This is a genomic window from Fulvivirga sediminis, assembly GCF_016757215.1.
GTDB classification, from domain to species: domain Bacteria; phylum Bacteroidota; class Bacteroidia; order Cytophagales; family Cyclobacteriaceae; genus Fulvivirga; species Fulvivirga sediminis.
In genome coordinates this window covers 263945-285923 of sequence record NZ_JAESIY010000009.1, presented here as the reverse complement: position 1 = coordinate 285923, position 21979 = coordinate 263945, and the positions used below count along the sequence as shown (strand labels likewise).

Annotated in this window: 23 protein-coding genes and 1 pseudogene; 11 read left to right on the top strand and 13 right to left on the bottom strand. The window is 37.3% G+C overall.

The window, feature by feature from the left end:
• Positions 1-13: 13 nt before the first annotated feature.
• The gene (locus JL102_RS17350) at positions 14-655 is read right to left on the bottom strand and encodes a response regulator transcription factor (RefSeq protein WP_202245703.1); all 642 of its coding nucleotides are present in this window, start codon (positions 653-655) and stop codon (positions 14-16) included.
• A 5-nt stretch (positions 656-660) separates the two neighbouring features.
• Positions 661-2655, bottom strand: coding sequence for a tetratricopeptide repeat-containing sensor histidine kinase (locus JL102_RS17345; RefSeq protein ID WP_202245702.1), 1995 nt, complete (start codon positions 2653-2655; stop codon positions 661-663).
• 144 nt (positions 2656-2799) lie between these two features.
• On the opposite strand from JL102_RS17345, the gene JL102_RS17340 reads away from it, so the two are divergent.
• The 6 genes from JL102_RS17340 (at position 2800) to JL102_RS17315 (ending at position 6605) form a co-directional block, all read left to right on the top strand.
• Positions 2800-3291 (top strand): tetratricopeptide repeat protein, encoded by a 492-nt coding sequence (locus tag JL102_RS17340; RefSeq protein WP_202245701.1) that lies wholly within the window; start codon positions 2800-2802, stop codon positions 3289-3291.
• A gap of 2 nt (positions 3292-3293) precedes the next feature.
• Positions 3294-3746, top strand: coding sequence for a hypothetical protein (locus JL102_RS17335; RefSeq protein WP_202245700.1), 453 nt, complete (start codon positions 3294-3296; stop codon positions 3744-3746).
• A 1-nt stretch (position 3747) separates the two neighbouring features.
• A complete protein-coding gene (locus JL102_RS17330) occupies positions 3748-4146 on the top strand; it encodes a hypothetical protein (protein WP_202245699.1) in 399 nt (132 codons plus the stop codon).
• 97 nt (positions 4147-4243) lie between these two features.
• A complete protein-coding gene (locus JL102_RS17325; RefSeq protein ID WP_202245698.1) occupies positions 4244-4594 on the top strand; it encodes a hypothetical protein in 351 nt (116 codons plus the stop codon).
• A 2-nt stretch (positions 4595-4596) separates the two neighbouring features.
• Positions 4597-5469: a hypothetical protein gene (locus JL102_RS17320; protein ID WP_202245697.1), complete on the top strand. Its 873-nt coding sequence runs from the start codon at positions 4597-4599 to the stop codon at positions 5467-5469.
• Entirely contained in the window at positions 5469-6605 is a 1137-nt protein-coding gene (locus tag JL102_RS17315) for an adenylosuccinate synthetase (RefSeq protein ID WP_202245696.1), read from the top strand. Before JL102_RS17320 ends, JL102_RS17315 begins: the two co-directional genes overlap by 1 nt.
• Before the next feature lie 132 nt (positions 6606-6737).
• Here the strand turns inward: JL102_RS17315 and JL102_RS17310 are convergent, their stop codons facing one another.
• From JL102_RS17310 to JL102_RS17300, 3 genes are all read right to left on the bottom strand, one after another.
• Positions 6738-7139, bottom strand: a complete 402-nt coding sequence (locus tag JL102_RS17310; RefSeq protein WP_202245695.1) for a hypothetical protein — start codon at positions 7137-7139, stop codon at positions 6738-6740.
• A gap of 198 nt (positions 7140-7337) precedes the next feature.
• Positions 7338-7982, bottom strand: coding sequence for a hypothetical protein (locus tag JL102_RS17305; protein ID WP_202245694.1), 645 nt, complete (start codon positions 7980-7982; stop codon positions 7338-7340).
• A 34-nt stretch (positions 7983-8016) separates the two neighbouring features.
• Entirely contained in the window at positions 8017-8631 is a 615-nt protein-coding gene (locus JL102_RS17300) for a hypothetical protein (protein ID WP_202245693.1), read from the bottom strand.
• Between the two features lie 514 nt (positions 8632-9145).
• Here JL102_RS17300 and JL102_RS17295 point away from each other — a divergent pair.
• The 4 genes and pseudogenes from JL102_RS17295 to JL102_RS17280 all read left to right on the top strand — a co-directional run bounded on the left by JL102_RS17295 (position 9146) and on the right by JL102_RS17280 (position 13762).
• Positions 9146-10171, top strand: a complete 1026-nt coding sequence (locus JL102_RS17295; protein WP_202245692.1) for an SMI1/KNR4 family protein — start codon at positions 9146-9148, stop codon at positions 10169-10171.
• A gap of 133 nt (positions 10172-10304) precedes the next feature.
• Entirely contained in the window at positions 10305-11219 is a 915-nt protein-coding gene (locus JL102_RS17290; protein WP_202245691.1) for a pirin family protein, read from the top strand.
• Between the two features lie 385 nt (positions 11220-11604).
• Positions 11605-11841, top strand: a pseudogene (locus tag JL102_RS24140) (BLUF domain-containing protein); the annotation flags it as partial.
• A gap of 469 nt (positions 11842-12310) precedes the next feature.
• Positions 12311-13762: a glycosyltransferase gene (locus JL102_RS17280; RefSeq protein ID WP_202245690.1), complete on the top strand. Its 1452-nt coding sequence runs from the start codon at positions 12311-12313 to the stop codon at positions 13760-13762.
• Positions 13763-13845: 83 nt separating this feature from the next.
• On the opposite strand, the gene JL102_RS17275 is transcribed toward JL102_RS17280, so the two are convergent.
• On the bottom strand, positions 13846-14571 hold the full coding sequence (locus tag JL102_RS17275) for a LytR/AlgR family response regulator transcription factor (protein ID WP_202245689.1): 726 nt from the start codon (positions 14569-14571) through the stop codon (positions 13846-13848).
• A complete protein-coding gene (locus JL102_RS17270; RefSeq protein WP_202245688.1) occupies positions 14571-15599 on the bottom strand; it encodes a sensor histidine kinase in 1029 nt (342 codons plus the stop codon). The genes JL102_RS17275 and JL102_RS17270 overlap by 1 nt, the downstream gene beginning before the upstream one ends.
• Positions 15600-15729: 130 nt before the next feature.
• Here JL102_RS17270 and JL102_RS17265 point away from each other — a divergent pair, with 130 nt between their 5' ends.
• Entirely contained in the window at positions 15730-16638 is a 909-nt protein-coding gene (locus JL102_RS17265) for a DUF6268 family outer membrane beta-barrel protein (RefSeq protein WP_202245687.1), read from the top strand.
• A gap of 169 nt (positions 16639-16807) precedes the next feature.
• On the opposite strand, the gene JL102_RS17260 is transcribed toward JL102_RS17265, so the two are convergent.
• The 6 genes from JL102_RS17260 to JL102_RS23625 all read right to left on the bottom strand — a co-directional run bounded on the left by JL102_RS17260 (position 16808) and on the right by JL102_RS23625 (position 21906).
• Entirely contained in the window at positions 16808-18037 is a 1230-nt protein-coding gene (locus JL102_RS17260; protein ID WP_202245686.1) for a DUF3570 domain-containing protein, read from the bottom strand.
• A complete protein-coding gene (locus tag JL102_RS17255) occupies positions 18028-18255 on the bottom strand; it encodes a DUF4266 domain-containing protein (protein ID WP_202245685.1) in 228 nt (75 codons plus the stop codon). Before JL102_RS17255 ends, JL102_RS17260 begins: the two co-directional genes overlap by 10 nt.
• Complete coding sequence (locus tag JL102_RS17250; RefSeq protein WP_202245684.1) at positions 18242-19258, bottom strand: FAD:protein FMN transferase; 1017 nt, start codon at positions 19256-19258, stop codon at positions 18242-18244. Before JL102_RS17250 ends, JL102_RS17255 begins: the two co-directional genes overlap by 14 nt.
• A 26-nt stretch (positions 19259-19284) precedes the next feature.
• The gene (locus JL102_RS17245; RefSeq protein ID WP_202245683.1) at positions 19285-19749 is read right to left on the bottom strand and encodes a thioredoxin family protein; all 465 of its coding nucleotides are present in this window, start codon (positions 19747-19749) and stop codon (positions 19285-19287) included.
• Between the two features lie 202 nt (positions 19750-19951).
• On the bottom strand, positions 19952-21316 hold the full coding sequence (locus JL102_RS17240) for a dipeptidase (RefSeq protein ID WP_202245682.1): 1365 nt from the start codon (positions 21314-21316) through the stop codon (positions 19952-19954).
• 68 nt (positions 21317-21384) lie between these two features.
• A complete protein-coding gene (locus JL102_RS23625) occupies positions 21385-21906 on the bottom strand; it encodes an OmpA family protein (protein ID WP_202245681.1) in 522 nt (173 codons plus the stop codon).
• Positions 21907-21979 lie beyond the last annotated feature (73 nt).

Here is a 21979-nt window from a genome sequence, read left to right as displayed (position 1 = left end):
GGGGCAGCAATATTTAATCTAGTATGTCGTTCTCTATGGCGTACTTTACTGCTCCTGTTGTGGTTTTAGATCCTGTTTTCAGTAAAATGTTTTTGCGGTGTGTTTCTACCGTATTTACGGAGATAAATAACTTTTCAGCTATTTCTTTAGAGGTAAGTTCTTCTGCAAGTAGCTTCAGTATCTCAGTTTCTCTTGCCGAAAGCTCTACCGTAGGGTTTTTCTTTTTTTCAAATACGCCTTTCATATAGCGCTCTTTAACAGTACTGGAGTAATGCTGCTCACCACTCAGTACTTCTTTTACTGCAGCTTTGAGTTCTTCTTTATCAGCAAATTTCAGAAGGTAGCCATCGGCTTCTTTTTGAACTACCTTATTGATTGTACGCATATCTTCCAGCATGCTTAGCACAAAGAATTTAATATTAGAATTAAACTTCTTTACTTCACTAAGTAGTGTAAGGCCATCCATTTTTGGCATATTGATATCGCTGATCACCATTTCTACATCTTTAAATTGATGTAAAAGTCGCATTACCTGCACACCGTCAGTGGCCAGGTGTATGGTATCTATCTCTGGCAACTCTGATAGAATAGCGTGGAGACCATCCAAAAACATTACATGATCATCGGCAATAATAATATTGAATTTTTTCTCCATGGCTATTACTTTGTGGCTTCCAAAGATAAGGGAATGTTTATATTAATGGTAGTTCCATTGCCTGAGCTGTCTATATCTATTTGGCCTCCCAGATACTCAAGCCTCTCCTTAATGTTTCTGAGACCGATACCGCTATTCTTTTCTTTGGGCATGCCTTTTCCATTATCACTTACTACTATGTTTACATAATCTTCATGCTTGGTGACCTGAATTTCGCTGTTAGTAGCCTCTGCGTGTTTAATTATGTTAGTAATGAGCTCTTGAATAATGCGGTATACTTCAGCCAAAATTCTGTCAGATAAAGCATCGATTTCTTCCTCAGGAAAACAAAGGGCTTTCATTTTTATATTTCCATCGTTGGTTTTATCTGCAAGGAGCTGGTTTAGAAAATCACAAAAACCGTGGTCTGAAAAGGCAGGAGGGTGGAGCTGATGAGAAATGCTCCTTAGGTCTTTGTAAATACTCTGAATTGTATACAGCATCTTTTGTAAGGCATTATTGCCATTTTGCTTGCTCATATAGTGCTCAAAAGACATTTTAAGACTGGCCAGATCACTACCTAATCCATCATGAATTTCTCGAGCTATCCGTTTTCTCTCTTGCTGCTGGCCTTCATTATATTTTTTAATTGAGTCGAGGCGATAATCTTTAATAAGCTCATTTATTTTATGCCGGGCATTTTCTTCTTTTTCTGATGCCAGCTGTTTCTGTACTTTTATTCTTTGTACATAAAAATAGCGTAGTAGGATCAGGGTAATTAGCACCATCACAAATCCAATGATAAAGGCATTGCGTAATTGCTTTTGTCTGGCTACTTCAGATTCTGATTGCAGCAGCTTAGCCTCTTGTAAAGATTTCTCTTTTTCTAAGATCTTAATTTGTGCCTCCTTAAGTTGAGTTTCATACTTCTGCTGAAGCTCAGCTAGGTGCTTATCTTTTTCTATGGAGTTAAGGCTGTCTTTAAGGGTGTATGATTTGGAAAGTTGATCAAAGGCCTTTTTATAACTTTTCTGCTTTGCGTATAAATCAGATAGGTTGATGTAGACTGCGTCATTTATGCTTTCTGTTTTGTCAATCTCTAGTGCGAGATTATAATAATCAATGGCTTGCTGAGTCATACCTAAGTTTTTACAGGCTACCCCTAAGTCATTAAGCACCAGAGCCTGATCACTCACAAACCCCAGCTTCTTTAGTAGCTGATAAGTTTGCTTCAGTACAGGTAAAGCTTCTTTATATTTTTTCTCTGATAAGAGTAGCTGCCCCAGATTTATCCTGGCATTCGCTTCTTGTATCAGGTTATTAGATTTTTTACTGTAGTCAATAATTTGTTCGTAATAGTCTCGGGCTTTATGGTTGTCTTCCTGATTTTTCAGAATGTTAGCCATGGTAAAAAGGGTAGCCACAATACCATCAGGATAGTTAGACTCCTGGTAAGCTTCATAGGCTCTTTGCAGGTTTTCTTTTGCCCTCTCATATTGCTCCTGTTCTATATACAAGTTAGCTATATTTCCGTAGGCATGTCCCGCTTCAATGCGGTTGTCTTCTTCTTTAGCCATATCCAGACATTTGACGTAATGATTCATGGCACTGACATTATCCCCCAGATTATGATAGGCAATGGCTAACAGGTTATATACAGCCGAGAGGCCACGATCCATTTTTGCCTCCTTTATTTTTTGTTCGGCCAGTTTACCTTCTTTTACTGCCGCTTCATTTTGGCCTTCAGCCTCAAAAATGTAACATAGAAAATAGTGGCCTCTGGCTTCGTAAATTACACGATTATGCTTGCTACTTAATTCTATCAGCTTTTCTACGCTGGCTTTGGCCTTAACAGGCTCTGTCTCAGAATAATTTCGGTATTCCTGTAAAAGGCTGTCTAGTTTAAATACTATGCTGTCTGGTTCAGCAGATGCTGACTGACCTAGTAAGGTTTGATAGCTTGCAAGTGCGAAAAACAGCCCTAATAGGCCTTTTTTGATAAATAAGTTTACTCTTCTCATGCTTTTACAAAGATACTGATGTATAGACTAATCAAATTGGCCTCATTCTATGAGTTTGAAAAATCACGGATATCAGTGAGACTTTGATAATATAGCTTATCTAGCTTTGTTATTTTCATTATTGCTACAATAGATCATATTAATATGTCTTTTAATATTCCGTTTATAAAGCAGGTTTCTATTCCTGCTCTGATGTTTCAGTTTTTATTGATTACCGGTATTTATTTTGTTTTAAAGCCTTTAATTATAGAATTCGCTTTTTTGATAACCGCTTTAACCTATGCGGTGATAGCAAGAGTTTTGAGAAGCATCATAGCTAAGGCACATAGAAAGGGGATCAGTTTGGTGAAAAAGCATCAATACAAAGAAGCTATTCCGAATTTTGAAAAAAGTGTAAAATACTTCACAGATCATGAGTCGATAGACCAATATAGGTTCATCACGCTGCTGAGCGCTTCTAAGATGAGTTATAGAGAAATGGGCCTTTGTAATATAGCATTTTGCTATTCACAAATAGGAGAAGGGCAAAAGAGTAAAACATATTATGAGCTAGTTCTGCGTGATTATCCCAAAAATGGTATTGCTATATCTGGCTTAAGAATGCTTAATTCAATCCATAACGTTGCTGCAGAATAATAATGGGAGGCACTACTGATTTGGGACTTATATATAGTAGCACTATAAGAATGTGGCTCAAAAGGTCATTTGAGCAGCTGGTAGAAAATGAATTGGCAGATATTTATATTATAGCTTTTCAATTTTCTAACGAGCTCACTACCATTGCTGACCTTGACTTCACGGTGAGTTATAACACTTACAGCTATCTGAAAACCAAGATAGCGGAGGAGGGGATCAGTCAGCAAGACATAGAGGTGGAGCCTCAAACCTGGAAGGAGGTAGAATTTTTACAATCAGATTATCACAAGCTTTTAGGCCATTGGTATGATGACCTTAAGAAAGAAATGAGTAATGATACTGAAATGCTGGAATATATGAAAACAAGGATCAATCATACTATTGATCATCTCGCAGAGGCGCATTTCTTTAAGCATATCCTCAAGCATACCATTATAATAAAAAGAATTAATTAGTATGTCAGCCATAGATACTTTTTTGTTTAACACCCCGGTTTACACCAAAGAGCAAGTCTTTGACGATATTAAAGCGCGCTATAAGGGAAATGAAAGAATTGCTTTTAAAACAGATGCCAACCCATTTACCAAGGAAGAAAACCTGAAATTAATTATTGATGATGGTGCATCAGTGATAACGGTACTCCATGCCGCTGATGCACAAGTAGCAGATGACTTCGAGTTTCTATCTGATAATGCCACTGTGAAACCTACCAGCTTTATGCGGCTAATTATGAATGACCAAAACAATGATTATGATGATATTACGGTAGATCTTTATGATTTTGTAAGTAGCTTGTCCACAGCATGTTGCTATGCTCATGGTTCAAAGAAATGGGTGCATAAAACCACAGAATGAGGTCATCTGGAGGAGACATTCATTACCTGAATATCACTGAATTAGGGGATGCATCTTTATGGGTTTTGTGGTTATCTTTGTTAATAAAGAAATAATTATGGAAGATAATTTATCTCAAGGCGCATTTTTTGGTTCGCTAAAGCGGAACAACGATAAAATACGTGACGACAGAGCAAAGTCTATTGTAGAAGATGCTCAGCTCATGTATAAGAGAAAAGTGGAGGATCTTTCTTTGCTATTAAAAAGACTGAAAAGAGATCAGGAGAATATGCTGGATATGAGTCCAACGGATGCCAATAGTTTGGTGCTTGCTTCCGATTTCGATGCTCAGCAATATGTGGATAAAGATCTGGAGATGGCTGTAAAAATCCGAAATCTGGAGATTAAGCTCAATGTAGCTACTAAGCGTTATGAATATTTATTTGGAGAAGAATTAAACTTAATATAATTATGGGTGGAGGAAGATTTAGTTATGAAGCATATACGAGGCTAAGTGCATCTAAAGGATATGCGAAAAAGTCTAGAAGTGAAATATTTACTTCACGGCAGATAGATAAAGAAATGGATCCATCAGAGGTGGTTTTTAGAGAATCGCGCGATTCTGAAGAGCACCCGGAATCTCTTTCTATTATTGTAGGGCTGGATGTAACTGGGAGCATGGGCGGCGTTCCTGAGATAATTGTAAAAGAAACATTGCCTGTACTTATTGGCTCGCTTATGGAAGCAGGTATAGAGCATCCTCAGGTACTATTTTTAGGCATTGGTGATTTTGTTTATGATTCAGCGCCTCTTCAGGTGGGCCAATTTGAGTCATCAGCTGAGCTGTTAGACAGATGGCTTACCAAAGTATTCCTTGAGGGAGGAGGAGGAGGAAATAACCAGGAAGGATATAACCTGGCTCATCTTTTTGCTGCAAGGCATACAGCTATTGACTGTTGGGAAAAAAGAAAACAAAAAGGCTTTTTATTTACCATTGGTGATGAACCTGTTTTTCCTGAAATACCAGCAGACATTATTAAAAGATATACCTCTGAAAAGGAGGCTCATACGGTTACCACCAAAGAAATCATTGCTGAGGCACAAGAAAAATATAATGTTTTTCATTTACACTTGGAGCATAATGAATACTCTAAGTCTGATGTTCGTAAAGGAAACTGGAAAGAGCTTTTAGGTGAAAACTTCATAGAATTACCAGATTTCAGAACTGTAGCCAAGAAAATAGCAGAGGTAGTGATTCAGCATCATAAGAGTACTGGTGTTACTAACAATGGAAAAACTACAGACAGAAATCTCGATGATATTGAGATAGAAGACATGCTATAATGCCACGATGTAGTATCGTAATAGATTTGGGTTTTGGGGATAGCGGAAAAGGTTTAACCACTGATTACCTGGCTTCCCAAAGCCCTTCATCGAGTTTAGTTATTCGATTTTCTGGAGGGCATCAGGTGGGGCACACCGTTACCACTGAAGAGATAAGTCATACCTTTAGCAATTTTGGCTCGGGCACTTTTAGAGGAGTTCCTACCTTCTATACAGAGCACACTACTATATTTCCCCCAGCTATTTTATTGGAAGGTAAGTACCTAGAGAAGTACCATCCTCAATTAATTTTTCATCCTCATACTATGGTTACTACTGCCTATGATATAGCTTACAACCGAGCTATAGAAAAGCAAAACCAGCATGGGTCTTGTGGTTTGGGTTTCGGTGCTACTATTGAAAGAAATAGGCAAGAAGTTTACTTTTTTGCTCAGGACTTACCCTTTGAATGGGTAGTAAAAGAGCGACTTAAAAGTATAAAGAACTATTACCAGAAGTTAATAGATGCTTTGGGCAATAAGGTGAAGCAGCTTTACAAAAAAGAGCTGGAAACTTACCATCAAGACGATTATGTACAATGCTGCCAATCAATAGAGGCGTTCTATGGTGTAAAAAGCTTTAGCGAAATTCAAGATTCATATGATCACTTTATTTTTGAAGGAAGCCAAGGTATTATGCTAGATACTAAGCATGGTTTTCACCCACACACTACCTGGAGTAACACTACTTCTAAAAACGCGATAGAACTGCTTGTTGATCATTTCGGTAATGCACAGAGTGCAGATTTGTATTATGTTACCCGTTGTTACCAAACACGCCATGGAAATGGCCCCATGAGTAGCACGCCTGAGGTTCAATTACAAAATCATGAAAAAGAGGCGAATGTTACCAATGAATTTCAGGGAGAATTTAGAACTACCGCTCTAGACCCTGAGCTATTAAATTATGCTCTCACCTGTGATAAGCATTATCACCATAACCTACCAATTAGAAAAAAACTAATAATAACCTGCCTTGATCAGCTACCTTCGTTTTCCGTTGAGAGCATTTTATCATCCATCCGTGAGAATTTTGAGTCAGTATTAGGCAGTTATGGACCAAATAGTAGCCAGATAAAGCATATTTATACAACTTAGTGGTCATTTATAGCGACAGAACATAATAATGAGCCTAATTTTCAGGTGCAATTATAGAAGGAGGCTACCCAATTAACATCTAATAAGTTTGGACATTTGAGCAGTCTCCGATATAAGTTTTTTTTGTCTTATTTAGCTCATTTTAACATCATTAATAGTTACGCCTTTTAACATTACGGCAAAGTAGCCTTCATGGCCATAATTGCTGCCTTCTGAAAAAGATTGACTATAGCTATTTACAGATGATTGATGAAAAGTTATGTGTACCTGAGGAATTTCCTGATTCTCGTAGTAAATTCTTAATTCTCCAGACCATTCTCCAGGGCTATTCGCTACCCAGTTTAAAAGTAGGTTATCAGGCATGGTTACAGTAGAGCCTGATAAATGTGCATCCATGGCTGGTTTAGATCCACCATCTGAAGCATAGGCTAGTGAAAGACTTAAATCGCACTGGCGAAGAATATAAGTTTTTTGGGTTTTGTCGTCTTGATGAAGATCTAATTCTATTCGATTTATAACATTATTTTCAGACATTCTTTTTTTGATTTGTTTAACGCAAAATTAATGATCCCAATAATCATTAACATCACCGAATTCAGCGATTTAGCATCCCTGGATTTTAAGCAGGAAGTTAGATGTTTAGGGACTTTACTGAATATCTTCTTAGGAAATTAAGAACGTAATTTTAGGAATGGAGAACAATAAAAGCATATCACTTAACCCCACTTCACCCTACACAACTTCTATCTCTTCAATCTCCTTAAAGAATTTGACCCTTGGGTAAGCCGCATTACTTTCTTGCTTACTACTCCAAGTGAGGTGTACGATGGCATAATCAAAAGCATCATCTCCAGGTTTATGTATGGCAAATAATACATTGTCATTATGGGCTGAGGTGGCCACCGCACTACAGTCATAGTCTACCAGTGCGTGTTCGGGTGATAATTCTTTAAAGAGCTCATCTTCAAAGGACAGCTTCTGTTCTATCGTTATGGTTTCCCAAAGGCTGCTCAGTTTTAGGCGCGGTGGTGAGCTAAGGAAGCAATCGTTAACCACATGCCTAAACACTCCGGCAGCTTCAAATTGAATTTCTTTTTCTGGGAGGTCTTCCATGTCAAATATTAAAAAACCTCCTAGAGGGTAAAGAAAACATCCGCAATCTAATTGTGCATTGAGCCTTAAGTTTTTTAAACTCAAAAGATTCTCTTCAATTTCAGAGTTATGAAACTTCCATATGGTTTCTCTGATGTCAGAGTAGTCTTGAGTTGGCACGAAGCTTCCAAATAGTATGCCCATGCCTTCATCTGTTACTTCTAACTCACTAGTTCCTATAAGCCTCTTATGGGAATATACCTCAACTTTCCTACTTAATGCCATATTTGCTGCTTTTACACAACCCTAGAAATACCTGTTAATTACAATTCTGATTATAAAACTCTACTATTGCTTCCATATCTTTTTTACGTAGCGTTCTTGAATCTAATATTTCAACCAGGGCTGGGCAATCGCTGAAATATTCTTTCATATCTTTTCTAAAGCCAATAGATTTGAGCCTTTTTAGAGGCTCGTCCGGTAGCTGTAGTAAATATTCATCTTTTATTGTGGTTGTTCCTGGTTGCTGGCCTACGCCCGGAGAATATTGTGCAGAATAATATTGGAACAGTTTTAACTTGCCGTCCATTACTAACTTGAGAAATATGTGTGAATCTTGAGTTACACCTGTTAAACGGCTTTGATCAGTATTGTTTTTTACTGAAACTAAAGTGATCATTTCTCCTTTGAAGCTGAATTTTACAGCTTCAGCATCTGATGGCTTCAAGACTTTCACGTCTCCGTTGGGGCTAATATACTTGATCTTATTTTGTAGCCTTATATATTGAGGGTGATTACCAAAGAGGCCAGCAGGAATCTTCAGGGTGACCTCTTGCATGCTGTCTGCAAATTTAATAAAGCCTTTAACATTTTTGGCATGAAGGCCATTGATGGATACTATTATTAATATCAGTAAAAAAAGTGCTTTTTTCATTCTGAAATGTATTATTAAATGTGGCTGTAAAGTTACTTTTTTGAGCGCATTCTACAGAAAGACACGCATTTGCACAATTTATTTTACAGCAAAGGTAAATGAAGTAACCCCATTGGTGATTGTGTACTCTCCTTTGGCTAATGTGTGATTAACGGCCATTTATTAAATGTTGTCTTTAAGGTTTTTATGTTGAAATCTATCCGGTTTTCATATGGCAAGTGGTGATGTAATAATTCTGATTCAAATTTTATTGCTAGCAATTAGCGGCATATGCTTCTAAGTTAATTACAGGTGATCGAAAGGGCAATTCCTAGTTGCTGAATATTATCTTCATTGACATCAATCATGTTTTTAAGTGTCAAGAAATTTGTAATTAACTTATTAAACAGCTTTTAATCAATAGAGGCAATTAATACCATTTTCATTAGATCTAAATCACGGTATTCAGTGACTTTTTTAGGATTTGTGGTTTTTACCTTTGCAATGGCAAATGTCTAATTTCAATACTAGAATAATGAACGATTATATACTTGACTATAAGGAAGAGCTAAAGGGGTTGCAGTGGGATAATGTAAATTTTGCAGACCTGCCGGTAGATAACTTTGCAGCTATTGAGGCTCCTGAAGACATAGATAACGATTTTACCTTTAAAGATAACTTACTAGAAGTCATCAGGGAGGCTGTAGGTAAGGAAGTTATTACGCTATTATTGATCACGCCTGATAACTTGGAGGTAGGTGATTATTATGGGTTTGGTTATTTAGAGAATCGTACCATTCTACCTTTCAAAATAGTTAAGAATTCGGTGTTTTTAGAGTGGGCTGATTTGGTTATCGCTGGAGATGATCCTGAAGATGTGAATAAAGCTTGGCTCTATAGCTTTTCAGCAAATGGTATTAGTAGGAGCCCGCTAGATATAAGAATTAACCATGCACTGATTACTGATACTGGAGCTAGCCTAATTGACAAATCGCCCAATGTGTTCAATAAAGAAGCACTTGAAAAGGAAAAGGCTGATTTTATAGCGCCCTATGTTAAACCTGTTTCTACACACTACTCTATGGAGGAAATGGCTCAGGCATTTAATGATGTAGTTACAGCTGAAGGGCTGTCAATTATTCCTCCAAAGGATAATCAGGAGATATATGATGAGTTCGAAAAGTTATCAGGCTATCCAATTCCTAAAATTTTGAAGGACTTTTTCACTTTGCATAATGGTGTTGAAAAGTCTGCATTTTTATCCGCAGAAGAGATGCTTAAGCAGTGGAAAGAATGGAAATGGATTTATGATGACTGGACACAGGAAGAATTGTACGATGAATACGAAGAAGTAGATAAAGTTTTACCTCTGTATACTACTCCATATTGGATACCTTTTTTTGACCTGGTAGGAGGTAATTATGTGGCCCTTGATATGGCGCCCCATCAAGATGGTACGTCTGGTCAAATTATCTCCTTTGGAGCCGATTATCAGACTGGTGTATATGAAAGCACTGACCTTGTAGCATTTTTAAAATCGTTGAATTCAAGAGAGGATTAAATAAATAGTTTAAATAGTGAGTTGTGGCGAGCCCTGACCAGTTGTATGGTTAGGGCTTTGCTTTGTTAGAGAAAATTTAACCAGAACCAGAATTTTGTGTTATATTATATAATAACCAAAAATTATACTGTTCATGCTGGATATGGTCATAGATGCTCGAAAAGCTTCCATTAGCACTGCTATTGAAGTGAGAAGAATACTGCCTTTTAGAAAAAAACGAATGGTGGGACCTTTCATATTTATGGATCATGCAGGTCCGGTAGAGTTGGCGGCTCCATCTATACCAGAAATGGACGTACTACCTCATCCTCATATTGGCCTTTCTACGGTTACATATCTTTTTAATGGAGAAGTAATGCATAGAGATAGCCTGGGGGTAGAGCAGGTTATCAAGCCTGGAGCAGTCAATTGGATGACGGCAGGCAGCGGCATTAGTCATTCAGAGAGGTTTGAAAATCCGGCGGCCTTGGCAGGCACTTCTTTGGAAATGTTACAAACCTGGGTAGCTCTTCCTGAGAAGTTTGAAGAGATAGATCCTATGTTTAGTAACTATCAGCCAGACCAATTACCAGAGTATGACGATAAGGGGATATGGATGCGATTAATTGCCGGTAACGCCTACGGTTTAAAAAATGATGTGAAGACACATAGTCCTTTATTCTATCTGCATGTAAAATTAGATAAGGATACCATGTTTGGATTACCAAGAGGGCATACAGAAAGAGCTATTTATATAGCTCAGGGTACTTTAGAAATTTCCGGCAGAAAATATCAGAGAGGTCAAATGTTAGTGTTTGGTAAAGACAATGATCCTGGTATCAGGGCTTATGAAGATAGTGTAATAATGATGTTAGGAGGTGAGCCGCTAGGTGAGCGCTATATTTGGTGGAATTTCGTTTCTTCAAGGAAAGAGCGTATAGAGCAAGCTAAAGCAGATTGGCAGGCAGGGAGAATAAAGCTACCACCTACTGATGATCAGGAGTTCGTTCAATTACCACTAGATCGTAGCAGGCCTTCAGATCCTCCTTCTCCCCAAGCATTATCTTGACAGATTTTCTTCGTTTTGAAGCATCATTCAGAATTTTTGCCTGGAAAATAGCTTATCAATGCAAGTATTAATAGAGCATATTGCTATATGTTGTCACTGGCTTTCACTTACGAGATTACGTGTAAACGAGCAAATTCTTTATTGATGCTTTAAATAACTCTTCTTTGCTGATTTAATTGAAAAATTAAATAGATCCCGTAATGTAAGGATTAAGATAGAATGATGTTTTAATATACTATTTAGGGTAAATTATGTATCTCGTTTACCCCACCTTTTACAAATTCCGGATACTACAATTTTTTCGTTGATCTATAGAAACAAGGCTATTGAAAAATTCACTTTTGAAGATTTGTCTGATTTATGTAAATAGGCCAAGTCTAATAATAATTACTTATACATATTTGGATTTCTTGAATTTAAAAAGGGCATCTTTTTACAGTACCTTGAAGGTCCTGAAAATGCGGAACGAACCTTAATGAAAATCATTAAGAGTGATAATCACCATGGCGTTAAAAGGATTATTTACTTGCCTTTATTAGCAGATAGATTCTTTTGTGATTGGCATATGATGTTGATAACTCAACAGAGGTTCGTTTACTTTGGTTTAACAGATTTACTTTAAAATTTTTAATTCGCAGGGATAAATATGAGCAATCTCAGCAAAAGATAGGAAACTGTGCACTAAGGCTTATTAAAAGAGTATTCATTCTTTATACAGAGGTCTGACCTTTTAATCAATCTATATCTGAAGAATTAGATTGAAATTCTTTTCTATTTTATCTTAACCCACCCCCTTCTTTTCTAAAAAGTACATCTGTAGGAATTTGAAGAATGATTACCTTAATGTAGTTATTTCCTACAGTTTGATGGGGAAAGCGGCACGTCTTATTGCTTCAAAAGGACAAAACAACACTAAATACCCCAAATACCGCTATGGCTTGATGTTTGGCAATAGTTGACACAAAGGAAAATATAATATTTCTCACCACTACTTCTGGTTGTCAATTACCATTTGAAATATACCTCAATAGCCAGGAAGTACAGGTAAGAAAATCAGATCAATTAAAATGGCATTTAAATGGTAGAATACAATGAGCGAAAAAGATAGTATACATGTGGTGAGTGATGCTTTCACTGCCAAAGAACAAGAGAAGAACGAAAAAATAAACCTTAAAAAAGTAGTTACCACGCCATCGGCCTATTTAATACTTATTGGTACCTTCCTGCTTTTGACAGGATCGATATATTTAGTCTACTTATTTGAGCCGAACTTCGCCACCCTTCATTTTGAGAGGATGAGCACATCATGGGGAATGGTGCTTACCGGACTAGGATTTACATTACTAACTTTAAAAATCAGTTTTTTAATCTATATTCTAGTACTTTATTTAAGATACAAGCCTGTTAAGTCAGTATCTGATGACTTATTGCCTACTACCACGGTAATAGTACCTGCTTATAACGAAGGGGAGCTGGTATGGCAAACTTTAAAAAGCTTAGCTAATAGTGATTTTCCTGAAGAGAAACTTCAGCTCATTGCAATTGATGATGGAAGCCAAGACGATACTTGGGAGTGGATGAAAAAGGCGAAGGCAGAGTTAGGAGATAGAGTGGCCATCTATCAACAGCCACAAAACAAAGGAAAGAGACATGCTCTTTACAGAGGTTTTCATTTAGCCAAAGGTGAGGTATTCGTTACCGTAGATAGCGATTCCGTGGTGAGTGAAGATACGCTAAGAAATATGGTCAGTCCATTTGTAGCGAATAAAGAATTTGGAGCTGTTGCAGGTAATGTGAGAGTGCTAAATAATAAAAAGGCGCTTATACCTAGAATGCTAAATGTGAGTTTCACATATAGTTTTGAGTTTATCAGATCAGCTCAGAGTCTTTTGGGATCTGTACTTTGTACTCCTGGTGCATTAGCAGCGTATCGAGGCAAAGCAGTAATGGCATGTCTTAACGACTGGATCAACCAGAAATTTATGGGTCAACCCTCTGATATTGGTGAAGACAGAGCTATGACCAATATGATACTTAAACAAGGATATAAAGTGTTGTTCCAAAGAGATGCTTACGTTTTTACTAACACTCCTGAAAGATATCAAAACCTATATAAAATGTTTATCAGATGGGAGAGAAGTAACGTTCGTGAAAACATTATGATGAGTAAGTTTGCCTTTACCAATTTCCGTAAAGGTCCAAAATTAGGAACGCGTATATTGCTGTTGAATCAATGGTTAAAGATCTTATTGTCTTACCCAATGATTACACTTATGCTTGTGTTTGTGTTTACTCATCCATTGTTATTCTTAAGCTCTACATTAATGAGTATAGCAGTATTTTCAAGCATACAAGCTATATTTCATGCGAGTAGACATAAAAACGTGTTTGAATCTATGTGGGCATACCCCTACAGTATATTCTATACCTTCTCTTTATTCTGGATTACTCCATATGCTATTGCTACGGCTAGTAGAAGGGGATGGTTAACCAGAACCTTACCGCAGAGTAAGCAGAAGATTTCGACTAGTGGATCGCTATAAATTCTAAGAGTTTTTTTAGCGTTAAAAGGCTGCCAGCACGGGGCAGCCTTTTTTTGTTTTTTCACCTCTGGGCGTATTGACTACTATTTACTCAAGAGCTTCTTTAATATTATAGTTTGCATTAAATCATCCTTTCGCTGGCGGGAAATAGGAATGGTGTTTCCTTTTATGATAAGACTGTTACCAGTTACTGACTCAATGGCATTTACATTAATGAGATAAGATCGATGAATTCTTAAAAAATGACTCTTAGGCAAGCTCTCCTCAATAGAGGTCATAGTTTGATGAATAGTGAATATCTGTTCCTTGAAATGTAGTTTAAGATAATTTTGCATTGATTCTACATATAGAATATCTGACCAGTGGATTTTCACGAAACTATCTCCCTGCCTGATGTACCTACAGCTGCTATCTTTTTCTTGATCTGTAGTGCTGGTTGATTTTGTTTTTAACCATGTTCTGGCTTTTTCACAAGCTTGAATGAAACGGTTATACGGGATAGGCTTCATTAAATAATCTACCACTTGCAGGTTAAAGGCTTCCAGCGCATATTCGGCATAAGCGGTGGTAAATATGGTAGGCGGAGCATGTTGGAGAGACTCTAATAGTTCTATGCCTGTTTGCTCAGGCATATTAATATCCAAAAACATTAAGTCTATGCTTTCTTGTTGTAGAATTTGGTATGCTGCCTTGGCCGAATCACAGCTATGAGCTAAGGTTAAGTAATCTGTTTTGTTAATATAATTGACAATACCTCTTGCCGCTATAGCTTCGTCATCTACAACAAGACATCTTATAACTTCATTCATTATCTTAAATTGATAGTTAGCCGTAACCGAAAGTCAGTGTCTGACTTATGTATGGATAAAATATGCCTTTTAGGAAATAATATTTCAAGCCTTCCCTTAATATTTTTTAAACCTAAACCTGTGCTTTCAGTGGATTGAATCTGAACTGTATTGGCAGAATTTTGTATCTGGAAATCAATTTTTTCATCAGACGTAGATAATTGAATGTCAATACAACCAGGATTGGAAGCATCTTTTCTTACATATTTGAAAGCATTTTCAATAAATATTATAAATAGTAATGCCGGTATCTCCTGGGCGTGATTTTGTATGCTCCAGGCGGTAGATACCCTCACTTTTTCTTCCCATCTTAATTTTTCTACCTCTATAAAGCTTTTAAGAAAATCTACTTCCTCTTTCACTTTTACCGTTTCTTGGTTCCCTTTATATAGCTGATATCTTAAGATATCAGAATATTGGATGAGAAGGTCTGAAGCATGATCTACATTTTCTTGCATTAGCACATGGATGTGGTTAAGCACATTAAACATAAAGTGCGGTGTAACCTGATGCTTTAAGCTTTGTAGCTGATATTCGTGCAGGCTTTTTTGTGATTTTATATACTCTATTAGAAAGCGTAGGCCACATATGCATAAATTAATAAACATACCGGCAGACAGCACACTATAAGTGGCGAGCCAAGGTTCAGATACTATATTAAAATATTCTGAAGGAGGGAAGTATTGTTCACTCTCTAAATAGCTAAAGAGATGAAGGTATAACATGAAAATACCCGCCACGATGATCGAGAGCATGATGAAGAATATGCCAAATTGCACAAGCCTTTTTTCATTTAAAGCCTGCATAAGTAGGCTGCCACTGAGCCAGGTAGAAACCGGGTATATGCTAATAGTGATGCAAAAAGAAAAAAGGAGTGTTTCTGAAAATGAGTTGGTTTGAGGGTATACTTGAATAATAAAAACACCCAAAATTAATATCCAGTACCCTGATATAATTAAATGGCTGTTTTTAGTCAAGTCCCTGTTCATAGGGCAAATCTACAGTATAAAATTGCATTGGAGTTGCAGTTGATCAAAAGCAAACCGCAACTGGTCAAAAAGATTCTTTTTAAATATAATAGTTAATGCAGATTTGTGTTCATCACTAATTTTAAACCGGATGGATTTCATTAGAGCAGTATTATTTATTTCACTTTTTGTATCGCCTGGTATGAGTTGGGCGCAAGTGAATATAAAGACAGAATTTTTTAGTAAGTCTCATTATCGTTATAGTGAGGGTGACGATGGGCACAGGGTGGGAGATAGCGAAGGTAGCGCAATGGTTTATCAATTGGCCGCTAAATTACCCATTTCCATAAAAGTGGAGGAGGAAAGAAAAAATGTTTGGGGTATAGCTTTGAATACGGCTTACGCTGCATTGAATAATCACCATTTTGATCAACCTTTAGTAATAGATGAGATTGCTAATCTGAGTGTTGGTGTTTTTAATTTAAGGGATCTCAATGATCAATGGACAATGATCAGTATGTTGGGGGCAGGTGTTTATGCAGCTTCTCCAAGCATGGATGATTTAAGAGGTAATCAGATTTTGATCAATACTGCAGCATTATTTATTAGACATATCAATCCTAATCTGGATTTAGGTGTGGGTGCAGCCGTGAATAATTCATTTGGTTATCCTATGCTGTTCCCTGCATTGTACTTAAAATGGACAAAAGAGGGAAAATATACTTTTGACGTATCCATGTTGGAAGGGGTGGACATATCACTGGCTTATGAACTAAGTCCTAAGCTTAAGTTAAGCTATATAGTGGGAGTAGATGGTCAGTTGGCTATGGTTAATAGTTATGATAAGAAACAAATGTTTACTCATCAGTATATAGTGACGGGCTTTAAACCTGAGTTGAAATTAGGAAAGCAAATAACTATGCCGCTGGTAATGGGCATTAGTGGCATGAGAACGGCTCAGCTTACTGAAAGAAAGCTGAAGAGTTTATGGGTAGATTCTAATTATTACTTTGATGTTTCGGCCTATGTCTCTCTGGGCTTAACTTATAAGCTGCAATAAAAAAAGCCGTCTGGGAATCAATCCAGACGGCAACTTATTTATTAATATAACTAGTGGAATTTCTTATTTAAGATGCATACTTTTGAAAGCACAGAGATCTATTTATGTAAATTATTTTTAATTAACATAAGTGGTTAACAATAGTTTAAGATCTCTTTAATTTTTGTTTTTAAAATACAAAAGTAAATTCAAAGCTAAGGGAGTACGCATCCAAATCTCCTCCGCCACCTGGGTTATTTCCTGTACGCGTATAATCGGCAAATCTTACGTCAACACTTTTGAAACTTGTAATTCTGCCTGTTTTCTTGGAAAAAGGTCCCTTAAACCTCGTTAGTCCGTAAAGTGGAGAATATTTTAATCCCAGGCCTAAGGAGGTGCTGTTCAAAGCAGATAAATCATAGTCTGATGAATAGTACTCTTCACTTCTTTCATGTACTCCATAAGGAGCGAAATACTTGGAAGCGGTTTGAGTATGATATCTGAAAAATGGGTACACTGTAAAGAATTGAGCCACCTTAACAGGTACTTCCAAATTCATGGTATGGGCATCAATATCAAAATCATCATGATAGAACCTGTAATAGCCCCTGAGAATTATCAGGTCGTTTAGGTAATAGTTTATTCGAAGACCTACAGGGATCTTAGTTCTTGAATCAGGAAGCTTTTCTACTTTCGGAGATATAGGGTTATTAATAGCATCATTAAAATAAACCCTGTGAAAAGGGGTAGAAAGTAAACCAGTTTGGAACACATATTCTAATGAAAGTGAAGCTTGTAATCTCTTACTAATTACTTGAGCTAGTGTAGCAGAGAAGTTAAATGATTGGCGCTTGTCGGTATCTACCAGTTTTTCGCCTGTTCTTAATTCGGCAGGGTAAAGTAGCTTCCAGGTATCGAAATAAGCTAAGCCTGAAAGGTTAAGTTCTGTGTTTTGATTATTGAATTCTTTGGCCCAGCCTAAGCCAGCCGAAATAGAGGTATAATCATACTCCTGCGAATATCCTGCTTTTACGCTATAGGTAGCCTGATTAGTATTGGTTTTTGAATAGGTAGCATTGACATAATAGCGCGTATCAGAACTCGATGCGGAAGAAACATTATTGTCTATATTATCGGTAGAGGCTGATGAGTAATTATCAAAGCCAAAATAAGTAGAAAGCGTTCTGCTGGTATCAATAGGAATGTTAATAATCACAGCTGGAGCCACGTTGGTCAGCTCTTCCGTACCTCTACCACCCGTCACAGCGGCATTGTTACCATCTTGCTCATAGTAGTTAAATAGAAAGTTAATTTCTGTTTCGTTAAGCTTTTTTGCTTCATTACTATCAGAAGATTCTTGTGCATACAGCCCGCTTGAAATCAAAAGAGCTATAGCTAATAGTTTATAGGTTAGTTGCATCCGCAGCCTCCTCCAGTTTTGCCGCCATTGGCACCAGACGCTCCTTCTCTGTAAGCTTCAAAGTTGGTTTCAAAAACCTCCACTTTTCTGGAGTTAAGCTCCATGTTCTCATCATTAAGATATACCTTTTGATAAGCAGCCACGGATACACAGCTTTGCAATAACCCTCCTGCTACTAGAAGGAGGGTGTACCAAAATATTGTTTTAATTTGCTTCATGACCAATGTTTACCTGGGTAGCATCTGTTGAGGGCGCCACGCCATTTTTATAATAATTTAATTTCAAGTTTTTTGAATAACTAAGCTCATCCTTATCATCTACTAAAAAGCACTCTATTCCGTTTAGTTGATTGATCAGAGCCATGCCTTTTTCTTTGCCTAATACAAATACAGAAGTGGCCAGAGCATCAGATAATTCAGCATCAGGACAAATGATAGTAACGCTTTTTAACCCTTGCACAGGATAACCCGTACGAGGATCTATAATGTGGCTATATCTTTTGCCATCTACCTCTATAAATTTTTCATAATTACCCGAAGTCACCACTGCCATTTCACCTACTGCTAACCAAGCCATAACACTCCGTTTGTTTTTAGGATCAGCTATGCCTATGCTCCATTCGCTTCCATCGGCCTCCTTGCCCCAGGTTAGTAAATCTCCGCTGGCATTAACTATGCCGCTGGTGATGCCCATGGCTTTCATTATTTCTCTTCCCTTGTTAGCGGCATAGCCTTTACCGATAGCTCCAAAGCCTATTTTCATTCCTTTTTCTTTAAGAAATACTGAATGATCCTCTGCGTTAAGTATAATATTATGATAATCTATTTTGGCTACTGATGCTGCAACTTCTTCTGCTGAAGGTAGCCCTTGCATGGAACCATCAAACTTCCATATTTTATCTACCGAGGCATAAGAAACATCAAAGGCACCGTCAGTTAGGTTGGAGATCTTTTTGGCTCGCACTATTAAGTTGAAGAGCTCCGGATCTACTATTACAGATTTAATTCCGGCATTTCTGTTGATAGCCGCTGTCTGTGATCTTTCATCCCAAGAAGAGATTACTTTTTCTATTCTGGTTATCTCTTCAATACATGCATCTATACTTTGCCAAGCTAAGGCCTCATCGTCAGATACAGCTGTAATTTCAAAACGAGAGCCCATAAGCTTAAGTACCTTTTTATGCGCGTGGTTCTGTGCATTAGCTGAAAGAGATGCACTCATGAATAGTACTAGAAGGAGCCTTTTCACTATTTTTCTGTTGCTTTTTCTAGAAAACTGATGAAGTTATCACTGCCTCCTGCCTGGTACCCCGTTTGAGTAATGACATGCTCATCAGAATCAATAAGAACTACTAGAGGGAATGATCCTGCCTTGTTGTACTTGGCTGCAAGGGCTTCGTTAGCTTTTATCTGATCCTTATCAGGTTGGTTTTTTCTTAGTCGTGGGAAATCGGCTAGCATTAATACCAAGTTCTCTTTAGCATAATCTTTAAACTTGGAGTCATCAAAGACTTCTTTACTCAGTTTGATACACGGTTTGCACCAATCCGAACCCGCAAAGCTAATTAATATGGGCTTATGCTCGGCTTTAGCCTCAGTAAGCGCCTCATTAAAGTTTGTATGCCATTTTACTTCTTCCTGATCTTGGGCACATCCTATATGTGCCCATAAGCCAAGAATAAAAACAAGAGAGAAATTTTTTAGCGTTTTCATATTTTAATTCTTATAAAACACAGCACGTAATTATTAGAAATTTGGTTGGTAGATTGCCAAAATAAATCGGGAATTATTGAAGTAGCCTTATACTTAAGATCGTAAAAAAAAGAGTGCTTTACAATGAAAATATTACAATTGAGGAGGGAAAAGGGCATAAAAAATCCCTGGAAACATAATATAGTTCCAGGGATTGAATGAGTTATTTTTGATTAGCAAAATGCTTATAGAACAAGGTAATGGTTTCAATTCCTTTGAAGTAGTTGAATATTCCATAATGCTCATTAGGAGAGTGAATAGCATCTGAGTCTAAACCAAAGCCCATAAGTACGGTGTTTACTTTTAGTTCTCTTTCAAACAAAGCAACAATAGGTATACTACCACCATCTCTGGTAGGAATTGGTTTTTTACCCCAAGCCTCTTCAAAGGCAGCACTTGCAGCCTGGTAAGCTGTAGAATCTGTAGGAGTAACAGCAGGATCACCACCATGGTGAGGTGTAACCTTTACTTTTACAGATTTAGGAGCGATAGATTCGAAGTGCTTGGCAAAAAGCTCAGTGATTTCATCAGAAACCTGATCAGGTACTAATCTCATCGATATTTTGGCATATGCTTTAGAAGGCAATACTGTTTTAGCTCCTTCACCAATATATCCTCCCCAAATTCCGTTTACATCTAATGTAGGGCGAATTCCTGCTCTTTCTAGTGTGGTATATCCATCTTCACCTTCTACTTCGTCTATGTTAAGATCCTTTTTATATTCATCAAGGTCAAAAGGAGCTTTATTTAAGGCTGTACGTTCTTCTGCAGTAAGTTCGGCTACCTTATCATAAAATCCGGGTACTGTAATATGATTTTTCTCGTCTTTTAAAGAAGCAATCATTTCACAAAGAGTGTTAATGGGGTTGGCTACAGCTCCACCATACACCCCAGAATGTAAATCTCTGTTAGGTCCTGTTACTTCTACCTGCAGGTAGCTTAGGCCTCTTAGTCCTACGGTGATAGATGGGTGTTCGTTAGAAATGATAGAAGTGTCTGATATAAGAATAACATCAGAAGCCAGCTTTTCTTTATTTTCTTTAACAAAAATTCCTAGGTTATCTGAGCCCACTTCTTCTTCTCCTTCGATCATAAATTTGATGTTACAGGGAAGGCTGTCTGTGGCCATCATAGTTTCAAAGGCTTTAACGTGCATGTACATTTGGCCTTTATCATCACATGCTCCACGAGCATAGATTTTATCGTTTTTAATTACAGGTTCGAATGGAGGAGAATCCCACAGTTCATAAGGATCTGCTGGCTGCACATCATAATGGCCATATACCAAAACTGTAGGCAGGCTTTCGTCAATAATTTTCTCAGCATACACAATAGGATAACCTGCTGTAGGGCATATTTCAACTTTATCTGCACCAGCTTTTTCCAGCTGAGATTTGATCACATCAGCTGTTTTTAGCACATCATCTTTAAATTTTTTATCAGCGCTAACTGATGGGATTTTTAGTAGGTCCAGAAGTTCGTCTAAAAACTTTTGTTTATTATTCTCTATGTATTCTTTTCCAGTCATTATTTTGGGATTTATTTGGCTCCCAAAGGTAGGTGGATATTGTTAAATATGCCAATTTTACCATCTGACTAGTGATAAACGAATTCTATTTCAGCTCTGGCAGAGGCAGTTTCGTCTTCTTTCATATCAATATAGGCTACCTTATTAGCTTTGGTACTGGTAACATGTATCCTTTCTTTATCTATGCCCTGATTCAGGAGGTACTCTTTTACCGCAAGCGCCCTTTCTTTAGATAACCTTTTGCGAGAGGCATAATACGATTTGTTTTTTAGCTGATTGATTTCAAAGAATTTATCTGACTCACCTCTGGTAGTGATTATTCCTGAATGTATACCATTAGCATTACCATGTATATACATTTTAAATCTAGGGTTAGATTTCATTATGCTGGCCACCTCTTTTACCACAGGCTCAGACTTGGGAACCATGAGTGTAGTAGCATCATAAAAGTGCACTTCATAGGTTGAATCCTGCACCTCTTCTATTACAGGGTCATCCTCAACAGCCTTTTTGGGTGCCGATGTTCTTGCTATCAGTGAGACAATATTAAAAGCCAACAAACCAATCAAAACGAGTTTAAAATGCTTCACGTTCAAAGAATTATGGGTCTATTCTTATAATAAACCCACAATTTAAAAAGCACGTTCAGAACATATAGAGCTA

Bases quoted from the DNA above. Each gene is read 5' to 3' on its own strand.
- JL102_RS17350 (WP_202245703.1), bottom strand. From the start codon at position 655: ATGGAGAAAAAATTCAATATTATTATTGCCGATGATCATGTAATGTTT.
- JL102_RS17345 (WP_202245702.1), bottom strand. From the start codon at position 2,655: ATGAGAAGAGTAAACTTATTTATCAAAAAAGGCCTATTAGGGCTGTTT.
- JL102_RS17340 (WP_202245701.1), top strand. From the start codon at position 2,800: ATGTCTTTTAATATTCCGTTTATAAAGCAGGTTTCTATTCCTGCTCTG.
- JL102_RS17335 (WP_202245700.1), top strand. From the start codon at position 3,294: ATGGGAGGCACTACTGATTTGGGACTTATATATAGTAGCACTATAAGA.
- JL102_RS17330 (WP_202245699.1), top strand. From the start codon at position 3,748: ATGTCAGCCATAGATACTTTTTTGTTTAACACCCCGGTTTACACCAAA.
- JL102_RS17325 (WP_202245698.1), top strand. From the start codon at position 4,244: ATGGAAGATAATTTATCTCAAGGCGCATTTTTTGGTTCGCTAAAGCGG.
- JL102_RS17320 (WP_202245697.1), top strand. From the start codon at position 4,597: ATGGGTGGAGGAAGATTTAGTTATGAAGCATATACGAGGCTAAGTGCA.
- JL102_RS17315 (WP_202245696.1), top strand. From the start codon at position 5,469: ATGCCACGATGTAGTATCGTAATAGATTTGGGTTTTGGGGATAGCGGA.
- JL102_RS17310 (WP_202245695.1), bottom strand. From the start codon at position 7,139: ATGTCTGAAAATAATGTTATAAATCGAATAGAATTAGATCTTCATCAA.
- JL102_RS17305 (WP_202245694.1), bottom strand. From the start codon at position 7,982: ATGGCATTAAGTAGGAAAGTTGAGGTATATTCCCATAAGAGGCTTATA.
- JL102_RS17300 (WP_202245693.1), bottom strand. From the start codon at position 8,631: ATGAAAAAAGCACTTTTTTTACTGATATTAATAATAGTATCCATCAAT.
- JL102_RS17295 (WP_202245692.1), top strand. From the start codon at position 9,146: ATGAACGATTATATACTTGACTATAAGGAAGAGCTAAAGGGGTTGCAG.
- JL102_RS17290 (WP_202245691.1), top strand. From the start codon at position 10,305: ATGCTGGATATGGTCATAGATGCTCGAAAAGCTTCCATTAGCACTGCT.
- JL102_RS17280 (WP_202245690.1), top strand. From the start codon at position 12,311: ATGAGCGAAAAAGATAGTATACATGTGGTGAGTGATGCTTTCACTGCC.
- JL102_RS17275 (WP_202245689.1), bottom strand. From the start codon at position 14,571: ATGAATGAAGTTATAAGATGTCTTGTTGTAGATGACGAAGCTATAGCG.
- JL102_RS17270 (WP_202245688.1), bottom strand. From the start codon at position 15,599: ATGAACAGGGACTTGACTAAAAACAGCCATTTAATTATATCAGGGTAC.
- JL102_RS17265 (WP_202245687.1), top strand. From the start codon at position 15,730: ATGGATTTCATTAGAGCAGTATTATTTATTTCACTTTTTGTATCGCCT.
- JL102_RS17260 (WP_202245686.1), bottom strand. From the start codon at position 18,037: ATGCAACTAACCTATAAACTATTAGCTATAGCTCTTTTGATTTCAAGC.
- JL102_RS17255 (WP_202245685.1), bottom strand. From the start codon at position 18,255: ATGAAGCAAATTAAAACAATATTTTGGTACACCCTCCTTCTAGTAGCA.
- JL102_RS17250 (WP_202245684.1), bottom strand. From the start codon at position 19,258: ATGAGTGCATCTCTTTCAGCTAATGCACAGAACCACGCGCATAAAAAG.
- JL102_RS17245 (WP_202245683.1), bottom strand. From the start codon at position 19,749: ATGAAAACGCTAAAAAATTTCTCTCTTGTTTTTATTCTTGGCTTATGG.
- JL102_RS17240 (WP_202245682.1), bottom strand. From the start codon at position 21,316: ATGACTGGAAAAGAATACATAGAGAATAATAAACAAAAGTTTTTAGAC.